General features: G+C 63.9%; 20 protein-coding genes and 1 other RNA gene. 6 read left to right on the top strand and 15 right to left on the bottom strand.

Going from position 1 to position 21,708, the window contains the following annotated elements; genetic code table 11:
- Window positions 1-95: 95 nt before the first annotated feature.
- On the bottom strand, window positions 96-1,373 hold the full coding sequence (locus BPNPMPFG_RS26780; protein WP_258591602.1) for a 4-aminobutyrate--2-oxoglutarate transaminase: 1,278 nt from the start codon (window positions 1,371-1,373) through the stop codon (window positions 96-98).
- A 362-nt stretch (window positions 1,374-1,735) separates the two neighbouring features.
- Here BPNPMPFG_RS26780 and BPNPMPFG_RS26775 point away from each other — a divergent pair, with 362 nt between their 5' ends.
- Genes BPNPMPFG_RS26775 through BPNPMPFG_RS26765 form a run of 3 tightly spaced genes read left to right on the top strand, consistent with a single transcriptional unit; the run spans window position 1,736 to window position 6,950 of the window.
- Window positions 1,736-2,782 carry an efflux RND transporter periplasmic adaptor subunit gene (locus BPNPMPFG_RS26775; RefSeq protein ID WP_258591601.1) on the top strand — a complete coding sequence of 349 codons (1,047 nt, stop codon included), beginning with the start codon at window positions 1,736-1,738 and terminating at the stop codon, window positions 2,780-2,782.
- Window positions 2,779-3,852, top strand: coding sequence for an efflux RND transporter periplasmic adaptor subunit (locus BPNPMPFG_RS26770; protein ID WP_258591600.1), 1,074 nt, complete (start codon window positions 2,779-2,781; stop codon window positions 3,850-3,852). Before BPNPMPFG_RS26775 ends, BPNPMPFG_RS26770 begins: the two co-directional genes overlap by 4 nt.
- Window positions 3,849-6,950 carry an efflux RND transporter permease subunit gene (locus BPNPMPFG_RS26765; protein ID WP_319945959.1) on the top strand — a complete coding sequence of 1,034 codons (3,102 nt, stop codon included), beginning with the start codon at window positions 3,849-3,851 and terminating at the stop codon, window positions 6,948-6,950. Before BPNPMPFG_RS26770 ends, BPNPMPFG_RS26765 begins: the two co-directional genes overlap by 4 nt.
- Window positions 6,951-7,164: 214 nt before the next feature.
- On the opposite strand, the gene BPNPMPFG_RS26760 is transcribed toward BPNPMPFG_RS26765, so the two are convergent.
- The 13 genes from BPNPMPFG_RS26760 to ffs all read right to left on the bottom strand — a co-directional run bounded on the left by BPNPMPFG_RS26760 (window position 7,165) and on the right by ffs (window position 18,929).
- Window positions 7,165-7,911: an ABC transporter ATP-binding protein gene (locus BPNPMPFG_RS26760; RefSeq protein WP_258591599.1), complete on the bottom strand. Its 747-nt coding sequence runs from the start codon at window positions 7,909-7,911 to the stop codon at window positions 7,165-7,167.
- Window positions 7,908-8,741, bottom strand: a complete 834-nt coding sequence (locus BPNPMPFG_RS26755; protein ID WP_258591598.1) for an ABC transporter ATP-binding protein — start codon at window positions 8,739-8,741, stop codon at window positions 7,908-7,910. The genes BPNPMPFG_RS26760 and BPNPMPFG_RS26755 overlap by 4 nt, the downstream gene beginning before the upstream one ends.
- Entirely contained in the window at window positions 8,738-9,658 is a 921-nt protein-coding gene (nikC, locus tag BPNPMPFG_RS26750; RefSeq protein ID WP_258591597.1) for a nickel transporter permease, read from the bottom strand. Before nikC ends, BPNPMPFG_RS26755 begins: the two co-directional genes overlap by 4 nt.
- Window positions 9,655-10,716 carry an ABC transporter permease gene (locus tag BPNPMPFG_RS26745; RefSeq protein ID WP_258591596.1) on the bottom strand — a complete coding sequence of 354 codons (1,062 nt, stop codon included), beginning with the start codon at window positions 10,714-10,716 and terminating at the stop codon, window positions 9,655-9,657. The genes nikC and BPNPMPFG_RS26745 overlap by 4 nt, the downstream gene beginning before the upstream one ends.
- An 18-nt stretch (window positions 10,717-10,734) precedes the next feature.
- On the bottom strand, window positions 10,735-12,378 hold the full coding sequence (locus BPNPMPFG_RS26740; protein ID WP_258591595.1) for an ABC transporter substrate-binding protein: 1,644 nt from the start codon (window positions 12,376-12,378) through the stop codon (window positions 10,735-10,737).
- Complete coding sequence (locus tag BPNPMPFG_RS26735; protein WP_258591594.1) at window positions 12,375-12,503, bottom strand: hypothetical protein; 129 nt, start codon at window positions 12,501-12,503, stop codon at window positions 12,375-12,377. The genes BPNPMPFG_RS26740 and BPNPMPFG_RS26735 overlap by 4 nt, the downstream gene beginning before the upstream one ends.
- Window positions 12,504-12,640: 137 nt before the next feature.
- A complete protein-coding gene (locus BPNPMPFG_RS26730; protein WP_258591593.1) occupies window positions 12,641-13,918 on the bottom strand; it encodes a lytic murein transglycosylase in 1,278 nt (425 codons plus the stop codon).
- A gap of 180 nt (window positions 13,919-14,098) precedes the next feature.
- A complete protein-coding gene (gene recR, locus BPNPMPFG_RS26725) occupies window positions 14,099-14,704 on the bottom strand; it encodes a recombination mediator RecR (RefSeq protein ID WP_258591592.1) in 606 nt (201 codons plus the stop codon).
- A 106-nt stretch (window positions 14,705-14,810) separates the two neighbouring features.
- Window positions 14,811-15,743, bottom strand: a complete 933-nt coding sequence (locus BPNPMPFG_RS26720; protein WP_258591591.1) for a cell wall hydrolase — start codon at window positions 15,741-15,743, stop codon at window positions 14,811-14,813.
- Between the two features lie 253 nt (window positions 15,744-15,996).
- Window positions 15,997-16,404, bottom strand: a complete 408-nt coding sequence (locus BPNPMPFG_RS26715) for a hypothetical protein (RefSeq protein WP_258591590.1) — start codon at window positions 16,402-16,404, stop codon at window positions 15,997-15,999.
- Between the two features lie 20 nt (window positions 16,405-16,424).
- Window positions 16,425-16,748, bottom strand: a complete 324-nt coding sequence (locus tag BPNPMPFG_RS26710) for a YbaB/EbfC family nucleoid-associated protein (protein WP_258591589.1) — start codon at window positions 16,746-16,748, stop codon at window positions 16,425-16,427.
- A 175-nt stretch (window positions 16,749-16,923) separates the two neighbouring features.
- Entirely contained in the window at window positions 16,924-18,726 is a 1,803-nt protein-coding gene (locus tag BPNPMPFG_RS26705; protein WP_258591588.1) for a DNA polymerase III subunit gamma/tau, read from the bottom strand.
- Window positions 18,727-18,832: 106 nt separating this feature from the next.
- Window positions 18,833-18,929: signal recognition particle sRNA small type (gene ffs / locus BPNPMPFG_RS26700), an RNA gene on the bottom strand.
- Between the two features lie 154 nt (window positions 18,930-19,083).
- Between ffs and BPNPMPFG_RS26695 the strand changes: the two genes are divergently transcribed.
- Genes BPNPMPFG_RS26695 through BPNPMPFG_RS26685 form a run of 3 tightly spaced genes read left to right on the top strand, consistent with a single transcriptional unit; the run spans window position 19,084 to window position 20,844 of the window.
- Complete coding sequence (locus tag BPNPMPFG_RS26695) at window positions 19,084-19,503, top strand: HIT family protein (protein WP_258591587.1); 420 nt, start codon at window positions 19,084-19,086, stop codon at window positions 19,501-19,503.
- 53 nt (window positions 19,504-19,556) lie between these two features.
- Window positions 19,557-20,501 (top strand): NAD(+) diphosphatase, encoded by a 945-nt coding sequence (gene nudC / locus BPNPMPFG_RS26690; RefSeq protein WP_258591586.1) that lies wholly within the window; start codon window positions 19,557-19,559, stop codon window positions 20,499-20,501.
- A 37-nt stretch (window positions 20,502-20,538) separates the two neighbouring features.
- Window positions 20,539-20,844: a Dabb family protein gene (locus BPNPMPFG_RS26685; RefSeq protein ID WP_258591585.1), complete on the top strand. Its 306-nt coding sequence runs from the start codon at window positions 20,539-20,541 to the stop codon at window positions 20,842-20,844.
- Here BPNPMPFG_RS26685 and BPNPMPFG_RS26680 read toward each other — a convergent pair.
- Complete coding sequence (locus BPNPMPFG_RS26680; protein ID WP_258591584.1) at window positions 20,841-21,704, bottom strand: prephenate dehydratase; 864 nt, start codon at window positions 21,702-21,704, stop codon at window positions 20,841-20,843. The two genes, BPNPMPFG_RS26685 and BPNPMPFG_RS26680, sit on opposite strands and share 4 nt — an antisense overlap.
- Between the last annotated feature and the right edge of the window lie 4 nt (window positions 21,705-21,708).

Raw genomic sequence — 21,708 nt, 5'->3', positions numbered from 1 at the left:
TTGTCAGAAGGTCCGTCAGAATCGATTTCCACAGATCGCACAAGAGACCAATTCTACTCATATGCGATTCCCCTCCCCACAAGGGGGAGGTAGGCTCAGGCGGCGCAGACTTCGCGGATCGAGCTTTCCAGAATGTCGAGCGCCTCGTTCATGACGCTGTCCTGGATGGTGATCGGCGCCAGGAAGCGGATGACGTTGCCATAGACGCCGCAGGTCAGCAGGATCAGCCCCTTGTCGAGCGCCTTCAGCCTGATCGCATTGGCGATCTCGGCCGACGGCAGGCCCTTCTTGACGTCGTTGAACTCGACCGCGTTCATGAAGCCGAGGCCTCTGATATCGACGATCTCGGGCACGTCGTCACGGATCGACTGGAGCCGCTGCTTCAGCCTTGCACCCAGCGTATTGGCGCGGTCGCAGAGCTTCTCGTCGTCGATCACGTCGAGAACCGCATGGGCGGCGGCGACGCCGATCGGGCTGCCGCCATAGGTGCCGCCGAGGCCGCCGGGACCGGGCGCATCCATGATTTCGGCGCGGCCGGTGACCGCGGCCAGCGGAAAGCCGCCGGCCAGGCTCTTGGCCATGGTGGTGATGTCGGCCGCCACCTCATGGTGATCCATGGCGAACATCTTGCCGGTGCGGGCAAAGCCGGTCTGCACTTCGTCGGCAATCAAAAGCATGCCGTGCTGGTCGCAGAGCTTGCGCAGCGCGATCAGGAACTCGCGCGGCGCGTCGTAGAAGCCACCCTCGCCCTGAACCGGCTCGATGATGATGGCGGCGACGCGGGCCGGATCGACATCGGCCTTGAACAGCCGGTCGAGTGCGGCCAGCGAATCGGCTGTGGACACGCCGTGCAGCGGCACCGGGAACGGCGCGTGGTAGACGTCGCCGGGCATGGCGCCGAAGCCGACTTTGTAGGGCACGACCTTGCCGGTCAGCGCCATGCCCATGAAGGTGCGGCCGTGAAAGCCGCCGGCAAAGGCGATGACCGCCTGACGGCCGGTGGCGTTGCGGGCGATCTTGATGGCGTTCTCGACCGCCTCGGCGCCGGTGGTGACGAAGATCGTCTTCTTCTCGAACTTGCCGGGCAGCATGGCGTTCAGCCGTTCGGCCAGCCGCACATAGCTCTCATAGGGCACCACCTGATGGCAGGTGTGGGTGAAGCGGTCGAGCTGCGCCTTGACCGCCTCGATCACCCTGGGATGGCGATGACCGGTGTTGACGACGGCGATGCCTGACGAGAAGTCGATATAGCGGCGGCCTTCGACATCCCAGATCTCTGAGTTTTCAGCCCGGTCGGCGTAGATCTGCGTGGTCATGCCGACGCCGCGCGAGATCGACTGGTTCTTGCGTTCGGAAATGGCTGAATTCTTCATGATATCCCTCATCGGGCCAGCGCCCGTTCTCGTTTGATCAATGTCTTCTGACCTTATTTCATGTTTTCCTCAAGTCGGCACCACCGGCAGGCGATTGGGCCTGTGCCCGATGCGACCTTAACCAGTCGACCGATACATGTACGAGAGAGGTTTCCTTTTCCTCGGGATCGATTATCTTCGAACTGTCTGCGATGCTCCGCGATGGGGAGCGTTCCACGCAGGCAGGGGAAGCCATGAGCAGGAACGCGACATCGTCCGCCTTGCAACCATCGCCCCCCAGTCTTTTTCCGTTTCGACCCAGCCTTTTGCCGTTTCGACCAAGTCTTTCGCCGTTTCGAAACGCCTCGATCCTTGCCTGCGCGATGGCAAGCCTGCTTGTCGCCGGTTGCCAGAAGCAAGCGGCCGAACACAAGCTGCCGATCATGGTGCGCACCGCCGAGGTCGAAATCTCCAGCTACGCACCGACAACGTCGCTGACCGGGGTCATCGCCGCGCGCACGCTGAACAATCTCGCCTTCCGGGTCGGCGGCCGTGTCGCCGAGCGGCTTGTGGAAATCGGCCAGCATGTCGACAAGGGCATGCTTCTGGCCCGCATCGATCCCCAGGAACAGGAATCGGATCTGCGCTCGGCGCAGGCCGATCTTGACGCAGCACAGGCGCAACTGACGCAAGCCTCGGCCGCCTTCGAGCGCCAGAAGACGCTGCTCGCGCAAGGCTTCACCACGCGGCGCGACTATGATCAGGCCGCGCAGGCGCAGAGCGTGGCGCAAGGCAGCGTCCAGCAGGCGCAGAGCGCGTTGGACAATGCCCGCGAGAGCCTTACCTTCACCGAATTGCGGGCCGGCGCGCCAGGCGTCGTCACCGCGCGCGCGGTCGAAGCCGGCCAGGTGGTGCAAGCCGCACAGACCGTTTTCACCATTGCCGAGGACGGCGACCGCGACGCGGTCTTCAATGTTCATGAAACGCTGGTCGCCGGCAGTTCGCCGGCGCCGCCAGTGGCGATCACCCTGGTGTCTGACCCCGCAGTCAAGGCGACCGGCAAGGTGCGCGAGATCTCGCCGGTGGTCGATGCCGCCTCGGCCTCGGTGCGGGTCAAGGTCGCCATTCCCGATACGCCCGCCGCCATGCCGCTGGGTGCGGCCGTCACCGGCACGGTCAGCGCCAGGCCGGTGCAAGCCGTGATCCTGCCCTGGCAGGCGCTCACCTCCAGCGACGGCAAGCCGGCGGTCTGGCTCGTCGACCCGGCCTCCAAGGCGGTCACGATCGCGCCAGTGGATATCCTTGCCTATGATTCCGGCGTGTTCGTCGTCGACAAGGGGCTGGCGGCCGGCCAGCACGTCATCACCGCCGGTGGCCAGTTGCTCAGCCCCGGCCAGACGGTAGAGATCGCCGGAGGGGCAACGCAATGAACCGGCCAGCATGCGTGATCGCCCTGTCGGCGCTGGTCCTTGTCGGCGCCTGTTCGGCCGAGCCGGAAAAGGCGCCCGAGATCGTCCGGCCGGTGCTTTCGGTGGTGGTCGAGCCACGCACCAGCCAGACACTTGGCTTCGCAGGCGTCGTCGAACCGGAATTCAGCGCCGACCTCGCCTTCCGCCTGCTCGGCCGCGTCGTCAGCCGCGACGTCAATGTCGGCGACCTCGTCACCAAGGGCACGACGATCGCCACGCTCGATCCCACGGCGCTGGAACTGGCCGTGCAAGCGGCCAAGGCCGGCCTCTCCAACGCGCAGGCGGAGTTCACCAATGCCGCCGCCAGCGAGGAGCGCCAGCGCGCGCTGCTGGCCGACAAGAAGACCTCGCAGGCGACCTATGACGCCGCGCAGCAGGCACGCCAGGCAGCACAAGCCAATGTCGAGCGCGCCAAGGCCGCGCTTGCCAAATCGCAGGAACAGCTCGGCTATGCCCGGCTGTTTTCGGATTTCGACGGCGTCGTCACCGCCACCGGCGCCGAAGTCGGGCAGACCGTGTCGGCCGGCCAGACCGTGGTGACGGTGGCGCGTTCGGACGTGCGCGAAGCCGTCGTCGACATTCCCGACCAGTTGACCGGCGACCTGGCGGTCGGAACCGGCTTCGACGTCATCCTGCAGTCACTGCCGTCGATCCGCACCGAGGCCAAGCTGCGCGAGATCGCGCCGCAGTCCGACAGTTCGACCCGCACACGCCGCGTGCGCCTGACGCTGCTCAACGCGCCGACGGCGTTCCGGCTCGGCTCGACGGTGACGGCGACGCGGGTGACGGCGATCGACCCGACGATCGAACTGCCGCTGTCGGCGCTGCTCGAAAAGGACGGCAACCAGCAAGTCTGGACCGTCGACGCACAATCGAAGGTCGCCTTGCACGACATCCGCGTCGGCGCCAAACGCGCCGGTTCCTTCACCGTCGCCGAGGGGCTCGATGCTGGCATGCGCGTCGTCACCGCCGGCGTCCACAGCCTGACACCGGGCGAGACGGTCAATATCCCCCAAGGAGCCGCCAAGTGAAAGGCTTCAACCTCTCCGACTGGGCGCTCAGCCACCGTTCGCTGGTCTGGTATTTCATGCTGGTGTTCGTCGTCGCCGGCGTCTCGGCCTATCTCAATCTCGGCCGCGAGGAAGACCCCGCCTTCACCATCAAGACCATGCTGATCCAGGCCAACTGGCCGGGCGCCTCGGTCAATGAAACGGTCCGGCAAGTGACCGATCGCATCGAGAAGAAACTGGAGGAGCTCGACAGCCTCGACTACAGCAAATCCGTCACCACGGCTGGCAAGACCGTCGTCTTCGTCAACCTGAAGCCGTCGACCAAGGCGCGCGACGTGGCCCCGACATGGGTGCGCATCCGCAACATGATCAACGACTTCCGCTCGCAGTTTCCCGCTGGCGTGCAAGGGCCGTTCTTCAACGACTGTTTTGGCGACGTCTATGGCAATGTCTACGCCTTCACATCGGACGGGCTGACGTCGCGCCAGCTGCGTGATTATGTCGAGGAGGCGCGCACCAGAATCCTGGCGGTGCCCAATGCCGGCAAGGTCGACCTGATCGGCGCCCAGGACGAGGCGATCTATCTCGAATTCTCGACCCGCCAAATCGCGGCGCTTGGCCTGAACCAGCAAGCGATCGTGGCCAGCCTGCAGGCGCAGAATGCCATTGCACCCTCGGGCGTCATCGAGACCGGCCCCGAACGCGTCAGCGTGCGTGTCTCGGGCCAGTTCACTTCGGAGGAAAGCCTGCGCGCCATCAATCTGCGCGTCAACGACCGCTTCTTCCGGCTGAGCGATGTGGCGACGATCACGCGCGGCTATGTCGATCCGCCGACGGCATTGTTCCGTTTCAACGGCGAGGATGCGATCGGGCTCGCCATCGGCATGAAGCCCAACGCCAATCTGCTCGATTTCGGCAAGGCGCTGAAGGTCGAGATGGACAAGATCGTCGCCGACCTGCCGATCGGCGTCGGCGTGCATCTGGTCGCCGACCAGCCGGTGATCGTCGAGCAAGCGGTTTCGGGCTTCACCCGCGCCTTGTTCGAGGCGGTCGCCATCGTGCTTGCCGTCTCCTTCATCAGCCTCGGCATGCGCGCCGGTTTCGTGGTGGCGCTGTCGATCCCGCTGGTGCTGGCCATCACCTTCCTGTTCATGGACTATCTCGGCATCTCGCTGCAGCGGATTTCGCTGGGCGCGCTGATCATCGCGCTTGGCCTATTGGTCGACGACGCCATGATCGCCGTCGAGATGATGGTGGCACGACTTGAGGCAGGCGACACACTGCGCAAGGCGGCGACCTATGTCTACACCTCGACCGCGTTCCCGATGCTGACCGGAACGCTGGTGACGGTGACCGGCTTCATTCCGATCGGCCTCAACAACAGCGCCGCCGGCGAATACACCTACACGCTGTTCGTCGTCATCGCCGTGTCGCTGCTGGTGTCATGGATCGTGGCGGTGCTGTTTGCGCCGCTGCTCGGCATCACCATCCTGCCGGCGACGATGAAACAGAAGCATCATGACAAACCCGGCCGCTTCACCTCGCTGTTCCGCAGCGTGCTCATCGGGTCGGTGCGCCGCCATTGGCTGACCATCATCGCGACGGTGCTGTTGTTCGCCGCCTCGATCGTCGGCATGGGCTTTGTCCAGCAGCAGTTCTTCCCGTCCTCCGACCGGCCGGAACTGATCGTCGACTGGAACCTGCCGCAGAACTCTTCGATCGCCGAGACGCGCGACCAGATGGAGCGCTTCGAGAAGGCAGCCCTTGCCGGAAATCCTGATATCGACCACTGGAGTTCCTATATCGGTCAGGGCGCGGTGCGCTTCGTGCTGGCCTATGACGTGCAGCCGGCCAATCCCTATTTCGGCCAGACCATCATCGTCACCAAGAACGTCGAGGCCCGCGACAGGGTCAAGACGGCCATCGAGAAGATGCTGCGCGAGGATTTCGTCGGCACCGATGCCTTCGTCAAGACGCTCGAGCTCGGGCCCCCCGTCGGCCGGCCGGTGCAGTATCGCGTCAGCGGCCCCGACACCCAGATGGTGCGCGCACTGTCGCAACAGCTGGCCGGCGTCATCTCGGCCAATCCGAAGCTCGGCGCGCCGACCTTCGACTGGAACGAACCGTCGCGGGTGCTGAAAGTCGACGTGCTGCAGGACAAGGCGCGCCAGCTCGGCGTCACCTCCTCTGACATTTCCAATGCGCTCAACAGCGTGGTCGGCGGCGTCACCATCACCCAGGTCCGCGACGCCACCTATCTCATCAATGTCGTGGTGCGCTCGCGTGAGGCTGAGCGCGGCTCGATCGAGACGCTGCGCAACATGCAATTGCCGACCGGCAACGGGGAATCCATCCCGCTCGCCGCCGTCGCCAACTTCCACTACGAGCTGGAGCAGCCGACGGTCTGGCGGCGCAGCCGCGTGCCGACGATCATCGTGCGCGCCGGGTTGGTCGGCGACGCGCTTCCCGCTACCGTGGTCAAGGAGCTGAAACCGTCCGTCGATGCCTTCATCGCCAAGCTGCCGGTCGGCTACGCCATCGCCACGGCCGGCTCGGTAGAGGAAAGCGCCAACAGCCAGGGGCCGATCGCCGCCGTGGTGCCGCTGATGCTGTTCATCATGGCGACGATCCTGATGATCCAGCTGCAGAGCTTCCAGCGCCTGTTCCTGGTCGTGGCCGTAGCACCACTCGGACTGATCGGCGTGGTCGCGGCACTGCTGCCGAGCGGTGCGCCGCTCGGTTTCGTCGCCATTTTGGGCGTGCTGGCGCTGATCGGTATCCTGATCCGCAACTCGGTCATCCTGATCGTGCAGATCGAGGACCTCGTCGCCGAAGGCAAGGACCGCTGGGCGGCGGTGATCGAAGCCACAGAACATCGCATGCGGCCGATCGCGCTGACGGCCGCAGCCGCCAGCCTGGCGCTGATCCCGATCGCGCGCGAGGTGTTCTGGGCGCCGATGGCATACGCCATGATGGGCGGCATCATCGCCGGCACGGCGATCACGCTGCTGTTCCTGCCGGCGCTTTATGTGGCGTGGTTCAGGATCAAGGAGCCGAAGGAGGGGCAGGAAAGCGAAGGCGTGCACGGAGAAACAGTGCCGGAAGGTGGGGCCGCCTGAGGGCAATTGCGAGTAGCGTTGCGTTCCTTCACGCCCCCTCTGCCCTGCCGGGCATCTCCCCCTCAAGGGGGGAGATTGGCAGTTTCAGTTGCCTCGCCAACCTTCCGCCGTTTGTAATTGGCAAAAGCGGTTGCGCGAGTAATCTCCCCCCTTGAGGGGGAGATGGCCGGCAGGCCAGAGGGGGGCGCGACAGAACTCGACGTAGAAAATTCAGCTACGCCCTTACAAACCCGTCGCTCGCTCTCAGCAGATTGCGCGTATAGTCCTTCGTCACGCGGCGCTCGACAAGGTCGCTTGCCGCCAGATTCTCCACCGCCTCGCCGCTCTGCATCACCATCAGCCGCTCGCACATATGAGTGATGATGGCGAGGTCGTGGCTGACCATCAGGAAGGTCAGCTTGCGGCGCCGGCGGACCTCTTCCAGAAGGTTGAGCACTTCCGCCTGCACCGAGGCGTCGAGCGCCGAGGTCGGCTCGTCGAGCAGCAGGATCGACGGTTCGAGGATGAGCGCGCGTGCGATTGCCACGCGCTGGCGCTGGCCGCCCGACAGTTGATGCGAGTAGCGGAAGCGAAAGCCGTTGCCGAGGCCAACCTCGTCGAGCGCCCGCTGGATGCGTTTTTCGCCATCGGCAAAACCATGGATGGCGAGCGGTTCCTGCAGCAGGCGGTCTACCGTCTGGCGCGGATGCAGCGAGCCGTACGGATCCTGAAAAACCATCTGCACTTCGCGGTAAAAGGCCTTGTCGCGGCGCGCGCCGAGCTTCTTGCCATTGACGGTGATGCTGCCAGAGGCGACCGGGGCGAGACCGGCGATGGCCCGTAGCAGCGTCGATTTGCCGGAGCCGGATTCGCCGACCAATCCGAAGGATTCGCCCGGCTGCACGTCGAGACTGACGCCCTTCAGCGCGCGAAAGCGATCGAAGATCACTTCCAGCCTGTCGACGGCAATCGCTGCTGTCATGCCGCCCACTCCGGCTTGCGGTCGAGCACCGGCAGCGGGTGACGGTCGGCGCCGATCTTGGGCATGCAATTGAGCAGGCCGCGCGTATAGGGATGCTGGGCGCGGCCGAGTTCGGACGCCTTGAGCTGTTCGACCACCTTGCCGGCATACATGACGATGACGCGGTCGCAGAAGGACGAGACCAGGCGAAGGTCGTGCGAGATGAAGATCAGCCCCATGCCACGCTCGCTGACCAGCCGGTCGAGAATACCGAGCACATCGAGCTGCACGGTGACGTCGAGCGCTGAGGTCGGCTCGTCGGCGATCATCATTTCCGGCCCGGCGATCAGCATCATGGCGATCATGGCGCGCTGGCCCATGCCGCCGGAAACCTCATGCGGATGCAGGTCGAAGACACGAGCCGGGTCGCGGATCTGCACCGCCTCCAGCATCGCCATCGCGCGGTCGCGCGCCTCGGCCTTGCCGACCTTTTCGTGGGTGCGCAGCGTCTCGGCGATCTGGCGGCCGATGCTCATCACAGGGTCGAGCGAATATTTCGGATCCTGAAGGATCATGGCGATGCGTTTGCCGCGCAGCGCCCGGCGTTCGCGTGGCGACACCGACAGCAGGTCGATGCCGTCGAAGGTCAGCTTGTTGGCCGATATCCTGGCCTGCGGCGGCGTCAGGCCCATGATGGCGCGGCCGGTCTGCGATTTGCCCGAGCCGGACTCGCCGACAATGCCGAGCCGTTCGCGGCCGAGCGAAAAGGAGACGCCCCGCACCGCCTCGATCAGCCCGGTGCGGGTCGGGAAGGTGACGCGCAGATCGTCGACATCGAGAAGCGTGCTCATTGGTCACCACTCCGGGGATCGAGCGCGTCGCGCAGGCCGTCGCCGAGCAAGTTGAAGCCGAGGCTGACGATGAGGATGGCGAAGCCGGGCGCACCGGCCACCCACCACTGATCGAGCACGAAGCGACGGCCGGAAGCGATCATCGTGCCCCATTCCGGCAGCGGCGGCTGCGCGCCGAGGCCAAGGAAACCGAGGCCGGCGGCGGTCAGGATGATGCCTGCCATATCGAGCGTCACCCGGACGATCAGCGAGGAGATGCAGAGCGGCATGATATGGCGCAGCACGATGCGGAAGGGCGAGGCGCCCATCAGTTGCACCGCCTTGATATAATCGGAATTGCGCACGGTCAGTGTTTCAGCGCGCGCGATGCGGGCGTAAGGCGGCCATGAGGTGATGGCGATGGCGAGCACCGCGTTCTCGATACCGGGGCCAAGGGCTGCGACAAACGCCAGCGCCAGGATCAGCTTGGGGAAAGCGAGGAAGATGTCGGTGATGCGCATCAGGATGGCATCTGTCCAGCCGCCGGCATAGCCGGCGACGGTGCCGACCAAAAGGCCGATCGGTGCGGCGATGATGGCGACCAGGATGACCACATAGAGCGTCCAGCGCGAGCCGTAGAGAATGCGCGACAGGATATCGCGGCCAAGGTCGTCGGTGCCGAACCAATGCTCGGCGCTCGGCGCCAGCAGGCGCGAGCCCTTGAGGTCGCCGAATGTCGGGGAATAGGGCGCCAACACGCCGGCAAGGGCGGCAATGACCAGCAAGGCAATGATGATCAGCAGGCCGAGAAACGCCAGCCGGTTGGCGGAAAAGCGCCGCCACGCGACATAGGCGCGGCCGAGTCTCGCCTGCATGCGCGACGCCGGCCGCTCGCTGAGCAGCCAGTCGCGACGGCTCTGGATGGTCTCGACGCTCATCCTGTCTTTGTCCTCGGATCGAGCACGCGGTAGAGCAGGTCGGAGAGAAGGTTGATGGCGATGAACACCGAGCCGATGACGATGGTGCCGCCGAGCACCGCGTTCATGTCGGCGTTCTGCAGCGAGTTGGTGATGTAGAGGCCGATGCCCGGCCACGAGAACACGGTCTCGGTCAGCACCGAACCTTCGAGCAGCCCGGCATAGGACAGCGCGATCACCGTCACCATCGGCACCGCCGCGTTGCGTAGCGCGTGGCCCCAGATGATGCGGGTTTCCGACAGGCCCTTGGCGCGCGCCGCGACGATGTATTCCTGCGCCAGCTCGTTGAGCATGAACGAGCGCGTCATGCGGCTGATATAGGCGAGCGAGAAATAGCCAAGCAGCGAGGCCGGCAGGATGATGTGCCGGAAGGCGTCGTAAAAGACGTCCCACTGCCCCTGCATGGCGGAGTCGAGAAGGTAGAAACCTGTGATCGGCGTGAAGGTGTATTCGTAGACGACGTCGAGCCGCGCCGGGAAGGCGACCCATTGCAGCTTGGCGTAGAACAGCACCAGGGCCAGCAGTCCGAGCCAGAAGATCGGCACGGAATAGCCGATCAGGCCAATGATACGCACGATCTGATCGATGATGCTGCCGCGCCTGACCGCCGCCAGTACGCCGAGCGGCACGCCGAGCAGCGCACCGATCAGTGTTCCCAGCGTCGCCAGTTCCGTCGTTGCGGGAAGCGCGCGGCGAATGTCGGTCATGACAGGATTGGTGGTCAGCACCGAGGTGCCGAAATCGCCATGCAGCGCACTTTTCACATAGATGTAGAACTGCTCGACCAGCGGCAGGTCGAGGCCCATCTCGCGGCGCGTGCGCTCGACGACATTGGCCGGCGCCCGGTCGCCGAGCACCGCCAGGACCGGGTCGATCGGGATGACACGGCCGATGAAGAAGGTGACCGCGAGCAGACCAAGATAGGTCGTGACCGCGATGACCAGGAACCGGCCGAGCGATGATGCAAAGGCGACGGCGCGGGCGCTGCCGCGCCCGCTTTCGTTTTCAACAGCGCTCATGCGGCGCGTCCGTGGGCTTTACTCTTTCGAGACCGGGCCGACGAAGTTGCTGTCGAAGCTCGGGCCGAGCGCGAAGCCCTTGAGGTTCTTGCGCAGGCCGGCCACTTCCAGCTGCTGGTGGATAACGACGAAGGGGCTTGTGTCGAGGATCTTCTGCTGCAGGTCCTTGTACATATCGGCACGTTTGCCTGCGTCCTTCTCCAGCAGGGCTGCTTCCGTCTGCTTTGTCAGGTCCGGGATGTCCCAGGCGTTGCGCCAGGCGAGCGTCTTGGACTTGCCCGCGTCCGAATTGTCCGGGTTCGAGGCAAAGGTCTGGGCGTTGGAGTTCGGATCGAAATAGTCCTGGCCCCACTGGCCGATATAGATGTCGTGGTTGCGGGCGCGGTATTTGGTCAGCGTCTGCTTGCCGTCGCCGGGGATGATCTCGAGCTTGATGCCGGCCTGGCCCAGCGTCTGCTGGATCGATTCCGCCATGCCAGTGGTCGGCTGGCCCGTGCGTACGTCCATGGTCACGCTGAAGCCGTCGGGCAGGCCGGCCTTGGCCAGCAATTCCTTGGCCTTGGCGACGTCGAGCTTGAACGGGTTGTCATCCACGGCGCCGAGGTCGCCCTTGGGCAGGAAGGACTGATGGATTTCGCCGATGCCCTTGAGGATCGTCGAGCTCAATGCGTCATAGTCGACCAGATATTTGAACGCCTGGCGTACCTCGGGCTTGGCGAGGTTCGGGTTCTTCTGGTTGAGGCTGATGTAATAGACCGTGCCCTTCGGCGCGCTGGTGGTGGTCAGATCGGCCTTCTTGGCGATGGCGTCGAGGTCGTTCGGCTCGAGATTGCGGGCAACGTCGATGTCGCCGGCTTCGAGCGCCAGGCGCTGACCTGAGCTTTCCTTCATGTTGCGGTAGATGACGCGGGCGAGCTTGGCCTTCTCACCATGGTAATTGTCGTTGCGCTCCAAAACCACGGCCTCGTTGGCGCGCCATTCGCGCAGCTTGTAGACGCCGGAGCCGGCATAGCCGGTCTTCAGCCAGGCATTGCCGAAGTCGTTGTCCCATTTGTAGTCAGCGGTGGGTGCTGCCGCAACGACATGTTCCTTGACCAGCTTGGCGTCGACGACCGAGGCCACCGTTGCCGACAGACAGTTCAGCACGAAGCTCGGCGCGTAGGCCTTGTCGACGGTGAACTGGAAGGTGGTGTCGTCGACGGCCTTGGCCTTGGCGGTGACATTGTCGCCGCTGATGCCGAATTGGCCAATGATGAAGGCCGGGCTCTTGTCCAGCTTGATGGCGCGCTCGAAGGAATAGGCGACGTCTGCCGCGGTGATCGGATTGCCCGAGGCGAATTTCAGGCCGGGCTTGAGCTTGAAGGTGTAGGTCAGGCCATCGTCGGAGACGGTCCAGCTCTCGGCGAGGTCGCCTTTGACCTTGGAGGTGTCGCCGAGGTCGAGACGGACAAGCAGATCGTAGGTGTTGCCGGTAACCTCCGCGGTCGACAGCTCGAACGCCTCGCCCGGATCCATGGAGATGATGTCGTCGATCGCGAAACCTTCGACCAGCGTGTCGGCGGGCGTGACCGCGCCGGCTGGGGCGCCGGCCAGAAGCAGCGCCGACATGGCCGCACCCGCGAGCAGGAGGCGGGAGCGTAGAGCAAACTTTTCCATCATCATGATGATTGTTCCCTGTTTTGTTGTTTGTTGACCTGAGTTCCCGGCTCAGGATTGCGGCGTTCTTTTTCGGGACCGGCAATGGCCCTCTGCCCACTTACCGTCGTGGTTTTTGTCCAGTTGGTCAACACCATATCCGGCGGCTTCCAAGCCGGCAAACGAGCATTTGCAAGACAGCACATTGGACCAGAATAAACTGTGGCGAGTCGATGCATCCGCCAGCCAATTGAGGCCGCCAATTGGGAAAAATCTGCTAATTTCGGAGCTACTTGAGGGCAGCGACCAGCCCGGCGTCGGGAAAGCAGGTGGCGGCCTGACCATTCTTTGTCTGCCACTTGCCGATCGAGCGACGGGTCTTGAAGCCGGGCAGGCCGTCGGCACTGCCGACATCATAGCCCTTGGCTTCCAGCGCCCGCTGCAAGGCGGCGATGTCGGACCGGTAGAGCCCGCCGACCGCACCCCAGCTGGCCGTAAAATTGCTGTCGCCATGGGCGATGCGATCAGCGCCATGGCCAATGAACAGCGCGTAGAGGTCGCTGGTGTTGTATTCCTTCAGCACGTAGAAATTGGGGGTGGCGATGAAGGCAGGCCCGCTGCGCCCGGCCGGCATCAGCAGAAAGCCCTCGGCCTTCAGCTCGCTCGCCGGAAATGCTTTTCCCCCGACACGCTTGATGCCCATGTCAGCCCATTGCGAAATTGTCTTGCCCTGGTCCGGACCTTCCAGCGAACAGGAGACCGTCTCCGGCACGGTCACCTCAAACCCCCAGCCACGCCCCCTCACCCAGCCATAGTGGACGAGATAGTTGGCGATCGAGGCCAGCACGTCCGGCGTCGAGTTCCAGATGTCGGCACGGCCGTCGCCGTCGAAATCGACGGCATGCTTCAGGAACGAGGTCGGCATGAATTGCGGCTGGCCGAGCGCGCCGGCCCAGGATGATTTCATCGCGCCGACCGGGGCCAGCCCGCGTTCGACGATCTCGAGTGCCGCCAAGAGCTCGGTGCGGAAGAAATCCTTCTTGGTCGACATGAATGCCTTGGTGCCCAGCACCTCGAAGGCGTCGTACGGCATTTTCGCCGCGCCAAAACCCGTCTCGCGACCCCAGATCGCCAGCAGAACCTCGCCCGGCACGCCATAGCGCTTCTCGATGGCCGCCAGCGTGCGGGCATTGGTGGCTTCGCGCGCCCGGCCGCCCGCTGTGACGGCGCCGATGGTCTTCTCGGCGAAATAGGCGCCGGGCGAGCCGAACTCGGCCTGATGCTGCTTCTGCGGCGTCGTCGCCTTCTCGCCAGGCTTCACCAGATCGGGCAGCTTCAGATTGGGCTTGATGCCGTCAAAGGCGGCATCGAAGGTCTTTTTGGAAATGCCTTTTGTCTGGGCCTCTGGCCACAGATCTGTCTGCAGCCAGGCGCGGAATTGATCGTCGATCTTGGCGGCTGAGGCGGGGGTGGTGAGGAGGAGGGCGACGAGTGCTGCCACGAAAACAATGATGCTCAGTCCGAAAGGTTTGCGTTCGCTCGCGCCCCCCTCTGTCCTACCGGACATCTCCCCCTCAAGGGGGGAGATTGGCCTTCACTCCTGCTTTCGCTAATTTTCAAATGCACTAGGTCGGCAGGGAGGTCGAAGCTGCCAATCTCCCCCCTTGAGGGGGAGATGTCCGGTAGGACAGAGGGGGGCGCGAAAGAATGCAGTCATCTCAGGAAGCATCCCTCTCCGCCAATTGCGTCAAAACGCCGTCCGCGAGCGCAGTGCGGCGGCCAGCGTGCCTTCGTCGAGATAGTCGAGCTCGCCGCCGACCGGCACGCCATGCGCCAGCCGTGTCACCTTGAGGTCGAGGCCGGACAGCTGGTCGGTGAGGTAATGCGCGGTGGTCTGGCCCTCGACCGTGGCATTGACGGCGAGGATGATCTCCTTGACCTCACCACCGGCGACACGGTCGATCAGCGAGCGGATATTGAGCTGGTCGGGGCCGACGCCATCGAGCGGCGACAACGTGCCGCCGAGCACGTGATAGCGCACATTCATCGCCGCCGCCCGCTCCAGCGCCCACAGGTCGGAGACGTCCTCGACGATGATGATGGTGCCGGCGTCACGGCGCGGATCGGTGCAGATCATGCACGGATCCGCCGTATCGACATTGCCGCAGGTCGAGCAGATGCGCACCTTGTCGGCCGCCTCGGCCATGGCGGCGGCGAGCGGCGACAACAGCTGCTCCTTCTTCTTGATCAGATGGAGTGCGGCGCGCCTAGCCGAACGGGGACCCAGGCCAGGCACCTTGGCCAGGAGCTGGATCAGGCGTTCGATCTCGGGACCGGCGATTCGCTTGGACATCGCTCTGATCTAGGATTTTTCAGAGCGCTTTGGAACATCCCACGTCCGCATGACCCGCCATATTGCCTTGGCGGACCATCGAGTGCGGATCAGTCGGGAATGCAGATCAGTCGGCTTCGAGCGGCCGGCTCTGGCTGGCGATCATCGCGCCAATGGCGTCGGTGTTCTCAGGCGTCGGCTGGAACCCCATTGCCGCCTCTTGTGGCGCGTTCTGAACCGAGGAAATGACCGGCTTGGCCAGAGTTCCACCAAAACGGGCGGCATCCGGTTCTTCCATCGGTTCCTGCATCGCGACCATTATCGGCTTTGCAGAGGCGCGCGCGGATTTCGCGGTCGGCGCCACCGCGGCGGTCACATAGATCTGCTGGGCAGGCGCGGACCGAACGGTTGCCGGCTTGGCCGGACGCGGCTGCCCGGCGGAAGCGACCAGCGTCACTGGCGCGGCTGGTTTCACCATTTCGGGCGCCACTGACGCAATGGCGACCTGCGGTTCATCCGGCAGCGGCTGCCCGTTGCGGCCACGCTTCTCGTAGAAGGCATTGCCGCCGGCAACCATGGTGTAGTGCATGTTCTTGTAGGGGAAACGCAAGCCAGCGGTATGGAAATACATCGTGTTCTTGAGCTTGGCCTTGCGCTCGCCCTTGAGCACCGCGTCGGCGGCTTCCTCGACATCGGGCATTGCCCGCGAATTCATCGACCGGGTCATGACGCCGGGCGCGAACTGTCCGGGCTCGCCCACGACCTCGCAGATGGTGCTGCCGTGGTTGCCGGAGCGCAACCGGTTCATGACCACAGTGCCGACCGCGATCATGCCGTCACGGCTCGACCGGTTGGACTCGAAGAACATCGCCCGTTCCAGGCATTCCTTGTCCTTCGGCGTGTGGCTGTAGGACCGGGAGCTCAGGAAACTCGGCGTGATGGCGTCAGTCAGGCTGGCGACGGACATGCCGTGCGAGGTGGTCTGGCTGCAGGCAGCCAAAAACAGGGGTGAAATGACGGCGCCGAGCAACAGCGGCGTCTTCCATCGCATGGCAATCAACAGGTAACCCTCATTCCAGTGCCCGCCCCCAGGCTGCGGCAAGAATGAGACACTTTCAGGCAAAATGATGGCCAAAAGGTTATTAACAAGGCACTGTTGCCAAACTGGCACAGTTGCGTGGCTTTATCCTGGCTAAAGCAGCTCCTCGTTTCCTGGAAACACCGAACCGCTCTATCTCTTGCTTTAACGCAATTCCGGACGTTTTAACGCAATTGCGGACGGAAAAGCGTTTCACACTTTTCCTGGAATTGCTTTACCGCCCGGCCGCGAGTACAGCCGACTGGCCAGGTTCACCCTCTTCGACCTTCTCCGAAAACAGGCCGCGCCTGAGGAACAGCGCCAGTGCCTCCCTGGCCGTTGGCGCGATCTTTGCCGGCCAGTCGCTTTCGATGAATTCGGCCTTGGTGAAGTCCGGATTTGTCTCGCTGGCCGCCTCCAGGAATTCGGCGATCTCCAGCACGATCACGCGTTCGTCCTTCGACAGCGCCGACGTGCCGGCCTCGATCGACGGGCGATGCACGAAATCCTCGAACAGGTCGAAGTAGCCCCTGATGCCGACAAGATCGACACCGGCGTCGCAATCGGCGAGGATTTCCAGGAGCTCGTAGATCCTGTTGCGGACACGCTGCTCGATCAGTCTTTCGGAGGGCTCTTCGATCATGGGCGTAGCGCCACCGAACGCTAGAAGGGCAGTTTCATTCCTGGCGGGATCGGCAGGCCGGCGGTCAACGCCTTGGTCTTTTCCTGCATGATCTGCTCGACCTTGGCCTTGGCGTCGTTATGGGCGGCGAGCACCAGGTCTTCCAGGATCTCGACATCGTCCTCCTTGAACAGGGACGGATCGATCTTCAGAGACTTCATCTCGAATTTTCCGGTCAGCGTCACGTTGACCAGGCCGCCGCCGGCCTGGCCGGACGCTTCCAGCGTGGCGATCTCGTCCTGCATGGCCTGGAACTTGGCCTGCATTTCCTTCGCCTTGCCCATCAGGCCGAGAAGATCTTTCATGGTCGGGTCCTTTGCGGATTCGTGCCGTTGTTAGAGACTGTTTGGAAACTCTACTCTGGCGGCCATCTGATGGCGTTTTCTGCGCTTCCGTTGCTCACGGACCGAATGTCCGCTGCGCTACGGTTCTCGAAACCACCACCATATGACTCACCAGAGCGAATTTCGAAACAGTCTCTTAGGTCTCGTCGTCGTCCGCCGGCGGCTCGACCGGCACTTCGGCCTCGGTCGTATCGGCTTCCGGCGCGTCGGGAATGCGAACGTCGATGATCTTGGCGCCGGGAAAGCGCGCCAGAATGGCGGCCACGGTCGGGTCGCTCTTGGCATCGAGGAAGGCATTCTCGCGCTTGGTCGATTCCATTTCGGCGAGTGTCTGGCCGCCCTCTTCCTTCGACAGCGACACCAGCCAGCTGCGGCCGGTCCAGGCGCGCAGCTTCGTGGTCAGGTCGTTGAGCAGCATCTTGGGCGCGTCGCTGGTCAGGCCGACGTCGATGCGGCCGGGCTCGATACGCACGAGGCGGATGCAGCTCTTGACCAAGACCTTGAAGGCGATGTCACGCTGCGCGTCGGCAAGGGCAATGATGTCGGCCAGCGATTTCAGCGGTACCTGCTGCGTCTCCAGCACCGGTTGCGGGGGCGCGACGAAGGCGACGGGAGCGGGTGCGGCCTCGACCAGCCGCATGGTCTGCGCGCCACCCGGTCCGGACGGCATCCGGGCCTGCGCCACCGCGCTGGCGCCGCCGCCATTGCCGGAACCCGCGGGCGCGCCATTCGGGCGCGGCGCGCCATTTTGAACGGGTGCCGCGCCCTCCAGCGATCTCAACGCCTCGTCCAGCGTCGGCAGGTCGGCGGCGTGCGCCAGCCGGATCAGCACCATCTCGGCGGCACTGACCGGCCGGTTGGAGGACTGCACCTCGGGAATGCCCTTGAGCAGCATCTGCCATGTCCGCGACAGCACCCTGACCGACAGCGTCCCGGCGAAATCGGCGCCGCGTTGGCGCTCGTCCTGCGACAGCGCCGCGTCGTCGACAGCCGTCGGCACGAAACGCAGCCGGGTGACGAGGTGGTTGAACTCGGCAAGATCGGTCAGCACCGCGGCCGGATCGGCGCCGGTGTCGTACTGCGCGCGGAATTCGCCAAGTGCGGCCGCGACATCGCCCTTCATCACATGTTCGAACAGGTCGACGATGCGGGCGCGGTCGGCGAGCCCCAGCATCGCCCGCACCGCGTCGGCACTGACGGAGCCCGCGCCGTGGGCGATCGCCTGGTCGAGGATGGAGAGCGAATCGCGGGCCGAGCCTTCGGCCGCGCGCGCGATCATCGCTAGCGCGTCGTCGTCGACCGAAATGCCTTCCTTGGCCGATATCGAGGAGAGATGCGCGACCAGCGCGCTGGCATCGATGCGCCTGAGATCAAAGCGCTGGCAGCGCGACAAAACGGTGATCGGAACCTTGCGGATTTCGGTGGTGGCGAAGATGAACTTGACGTGCGGCGGCGGCTCTTCCAGCGTCTTCAGCAGGCCGTTGAAGGCCTGCGTGGACAGCATGTGCACTTCGTCGATGATGTAGACCTTGTAACGGGCCGAGACCGGCGCGTAGCGCACGCGCTCGATGATGTCCCTGATGTCGTCGATGCCGGTGTGCGAGGCGGCATCCATCTCGATGACGTCGACATGGCGGCCTTCCATGATCGCCTGGCAATGCTCGCCGAGCACGGCAAGGTCGACCGAAGGCTGGTCGATATCAGGGGTTTTATAGTTCAGGGCCCGCGCCAGTATGCGCGCCGTCGTGGTCTTGCCGACGCCGCGTACGCCGGTCAGCATCCAGGCCTGGGCAATGCGGCCGGTGGCAAAGGCGTTGGTGAGCGTGCGCACCATCGGCTCCTGGCCGACCAGCTCTGAAAAGTTCGAAGGACGGTATTTGCGCGCCAGCACGCGATAGGCGGCGGCCTTGTCCGTTCCCGAATTTCCGGCTTCGCTCATTCGCCCTTGAAGCTCCAAATGACCGCGCCCGAAGGCGGCCTATTCCTGCGCATAGTCTCGCCCGCGCTGCAATGCGTCGTCAATGTCGCGAGAAGGGCCCAATGAGGTGGGAGGCTGGAACAATGACCCGTTCCGGGCTCGTTAGGGCTGCTTCCTTCCGGACCTGACCCGGTTGGCGAGTGGATCGTCCACCACCAACCTCCCGCTGTCCATATCGGCAATTCGGCGATGAAATGCAAGTGCGCAGGCGAATCGCCATCACGAACCGCTGGGGATGAATGATTCGCTTGCAGCCCTGTTGCCGCCGCTCTAGCGTTCATGCGTTTGAGGAAACCAGGAAAAGCAAGGGAAACGCCGATGCTGCCGGGCCTGAAGGCCGGATTCACGCTGGACGCCCGGCTGGAGGCGGACAGCGAGCAATTGATGTGGCTTGGGCTGTGCGAATTGCGGGTGATGAACGACCGTCGCTGGCCATGGCTGCTGTTGGTGCCGCAGCGGCCGGGCGCGGAGGAAATCCACGACATGACGCCGCTTGACCAGGCGATGCTGACCTTCGAGACCAATATGGTGGCGCAGGCGCTGAAGAAGGCGACCGGCTGCACCAAGATCAACACCGGTGCGCTCGGCAACATGGTGCGCCAGCTGCATGTCCACGTTATCGCGCGTTCGGAAGGCGATCCCGGCTGGCCCGGCCCGGTGTGGGGACATGGCCTGCGCGAGCCCTATCAGCGTTCCGACCTGCGCCAGTTTGCCGAAACGATAAGGGCGGCGCTATAAGCCTTCCCCTGTGTTCATCCCAAACATGTTCATCCCAAAGCATCAGAGTCCGCATGAGCTTCCGCCTGTTTGACGCGCCGCTGCGCGAGCCGAGCCAGTTCGTCGGCTTTGCCGGCAACACCATCGACCGACAGTCCGAGAACCGCGCCGATGACTCGGTGGACAAGGCGCTCGCCGATCCGACGACGAGGCTGCTTTTGATGAGTGACGGCCGGCTCTATCTGAAGCTCGGCGGTGGCGGCGGCCTCGACCCCTGGTTCGGTGTCGCCGAAAGCCAGCCTTTCAAGCTTTCCCTTGCCGACGGCGTCCTGCTCGGCTTTTCCGAACAGGGACCCGTGCTGGCAATGCCAGCCGGCCTCGACGCCGAACATCTGCCCGAGACCGTCAAGGCGATCGACTACCGCTCGGTCTATATGCAAGGGCTGATCGACGAGGCGGCCGCCGGCGCCATGGCGCAGGGCGCTGCCCTGCTCGCCTGGCATGCAAGCCATCGTTTTTGCAGCAAATGCGGCAGCGAATCACAGATGCGGGCCGGCGGCTACAAGCGCCACTGCCCGAATTGCGGCACCGAGCATTTTCCGCGCACCGACCCGGTGGCGATCATGCTGACCGCGACGCCGGAGAAATGCCTGCTGGGGCGCGGCCGGCATTTCGCGCCGGGCATGTATTCGGCGCTTGCCGGTTTCATCGAGCCGGGCGAGACGATCGAGGCGGCGGTACGCCGCGAAACGCTGGAGGAGGCCGGCATCAGGCTCGGCCGCGTCGTCTACCATGCCAGCCAGCCCTGGCCGTTTCCCTATTCGCTGATGATCGGCTGCTTCGGCGAGCCGCTCAACGACGACATCCAGGCCGACCTCAACGAGCTCGAAGACTGCCGCTGGTTTGGCCGCGACGAGGTGCGTCTGATGCTGTCGCGGGAGCATCCCGACAATTTGATCACGCCACCGAAAGGCGCCATCGCACACCACCTCATTCGCGCCTGGGTCGACGGCGAATGATGGCCGCGAACATTGAAAGACATTGCAGGAGCAGAAAATGATCCGTCACACCGTCGTCTTCACGCTGAAGCATCCGCCTCATTCGCTGGAGGAAAAGAGGTTCCTGGTCGACGCCAAGAAAATCCTCACCGCGATCAGGGGCGTCACGCATTTCGAGCAATTGCGGCAGATCAGCCCCAAGAACGATTATCATTTCGGCTTCTCGATGGAGTTCGCCGACCAGGCCGCCTATACGAGGTACAACGACCATCCCGACCATGTCGCTTTCGTGCGCGACCGCTGGGTCCCGGAAGTCGAGACCTTCCTTGAAATCGACTATGTGCCGCTGGGCTCGGTGGTTTAGTCCGCCACTTTCCACTGCTCGCGTGATTCGCTGGCTGGATAAACACCCAGAATCCGCACCTCGCGGGAGAAAAAGCGAAGTTCGTCCAGCGCCAGCTTGACCAGCGGATCGTCGGGATGGCCCTCGATGTCGGCGTAAAACAGCGTCGCCGTGAAAGCCCCCAACTGGTAGCTTTCCAGCTTGGTCATGTTGATGCCGTTGGTGGCGAAGCCGCCCATGGCCTTGTAGAGCGCTGCCGGCACGTTGCGGACGCGGAAGATGAAGGTCGTCATCATCTTGGTGTCGGCTGACGGACGTTCTGCCCACTGCTTGTTCTTGGTCAGAACGACAAAGCGGGTGACGTTGGAATCGGTGTCCTCGACATTCTCCTCGATGATGTCGAGCCCATAGAGCGTCGCGGCCAGCGCCGGCGCCAGCGCGGCCATCGTGCGATCCTTGATCTCGGAGACCAGCTTGGCGGCGCCCGCAGTATCGCCAGCGACCACCGCCTTCCAGCCGTTCTTGCGGATGTATTTGCGGCACTGGCCAAGCGCGTGGATGTGGCTGTGCACGGTCTTGATCTCGTCGCGTTTGACGCCGGGCAGAACCATCAGCTGGAAATGGATCGGCAGGAAATATTCGCCTACGATGTGCAGCTTCGATTCCGGCAACAGATGATGGATGTCGGCGACGCGCCCGGCGATGGTGTTCTCGATCGGGATCATGGCGAGATCGGCCTTGCCCGTCTCGACGGCGTTGAACGCGTCCTCGAAGGTCGGACACGGCAACGGCTCCATCGAGGGATAGACGTTGCGGCTGGCGGTGTCGGAATTGGCGCCCGGCTCGCCCTGGAAGGATATTCTGTTGGTCTTTTCAGGCATGCCC

The organism is Mesorhizobium sp. AR07, from assembly GCF_024746815.1.
Classification (GTDB): domain Bacteria; phylum Pseudomonadota; class Alphaproteobacteria; order Rhizobiales; family Rhizobiaceae; genus Mesorhizobium.
This window is presented reverse-complemented; position numbering and strand designations above follow the sequence as displayed.

What these genes read in the sequence shown, in the direction of transcription:
- BPNPMPFG_RS26740 (WP_258591595.1), bottom strand. Translation starts at nt 12,378, where the DNA reads ATGATGATGGAAAAGTTTGCTCTACGCTCCCGCCTCCTGCTCGCGGGT.
- BPNPMPFG_RS26710 (WP_258591589.1), bottom strand. Translation starts at nt 16,748, where the DNA reads ATGAAAGATCTTCTCGGCCTGATGGGCAAGGCGAAGGAAATGCAGGCC.
- BPNPMPFG_RS26775 (WP_258591601.1), top strand. Translation starts at nt 1,736, where the DNA reads ATGGCAAGCCTGCTTGTCGCCGGTTGCCAGAAGCAAGCGGCCGAACAC.
- BPNPMPFG_RS26780 (WP_258591602.1), bottom strand. Translation starts at nt 1,373, where the DNA reads ATGAAGAATTCAGCCATTTCCGAACGCAAGAACCAGTCGATCTCGCGC.
- nudC (WP_258591586.1), top strand. Translation starts at nt 19,557, where the DNA reads ATGAGCTTCCGCCTGTTTGACGCGCCGCTGCGCGAGCCGAGCCAGTTC.
- BPNPMPFG_RS26770 (WP_258591600.1), top strand. Translation starts at nt 2,779, where the DNA reads ATGAACCGGCCAGCATGCGTGATCGCCCTGTCGGCGCTGGTCCTTGTC.
- BPNPMPFG_RS26745 (WP_258591596.1), bottom strand. Translation starts at nt 10,716, where the DNA reads ATGAGCGCTGTTGAAAACGAAAGCGGGCGCGGCAGCGCCCGCGCCGTC.
- BPNPMPFG_RS26755 (WP_258591598.1), bottom strand. Translation starts at nt 8,741, where the DNA reads ATGAGCACGCTTCTCGATGTCGACGATCTGCGCGTCACCTTCCCGACC.
- BPNPMPFG_RS26715 (WP_258591590.1), bottom strand. Translation starts at nt 16,404, where the DNA reads ATGATCGAAGAGCCCTCCGAAAGACTGATCGAGCAGCGTGTCCGCAAC.
- nikC (WP_258591597.1), bottom strand. Translation starts at nt 9,658, where the DNA reads ATGAGCGTCGAGACCATCCAGAGCCGTCGCGACTGGCTGCTCAGCGAG.
- recR (WP_258591592.1), bottom strand. Translation starts at nt 14,704, where the DNA reads ATGTCCAAGCGAATCGCCGGTCCCGAGATCGAACGCCTGATCCAGCTC.
- BPNPMPFG_RS26730 (WP_258591593.1), bottom strand. Translation starts at nt 13,918, where the DNA reads ATGTCCGGTAGGACAGAGGGGGGCGCGAGCGAACGCAAACCTTTCGGA.
- BPNPMPFG_RS26695 (WP_258591587.1), top strand. Translation starts at nt 19,084, where the DNA reads ATGCTGCCGGGCCTGAAGGCCGGATTCACGCTGGACGCCCGGCTGGAG.
- BPNPMPFG_RS26685 (WP_258591585.1), top strand. Translation starts at nt 20,539, where the DNA reads ATGATCCGTCACACCGTCGTCTTCACGCTGAAGCATCCGCCTCATTCG.
- BPNPMPFG_RS26680 (WP_258591584.1), bottom strand. Translation starts at nt 21,704, where the DNA reads ATGCCTGAAAAGACCAACAGAATATCCTTCCAGGGCGAGCCGGGCGCC.
- BPNPMPFG_RS26760 (WP_258591599.1), bottom strand. Translation starts at nt 7,911, where the DNA reads ATGACAGCAGCGATTGCCGTCGACAGGCTGGAAGTGATCTTCGATCGC.
- BPNPMPFG_RS26705 (WP_258591588.1), bottom strand. Translation starts at nt 18,726, where the DNA reads ATGAGCGAAGCCGGAAATTCGGGAACGGACAAGGCCGCCGCCTATCGC.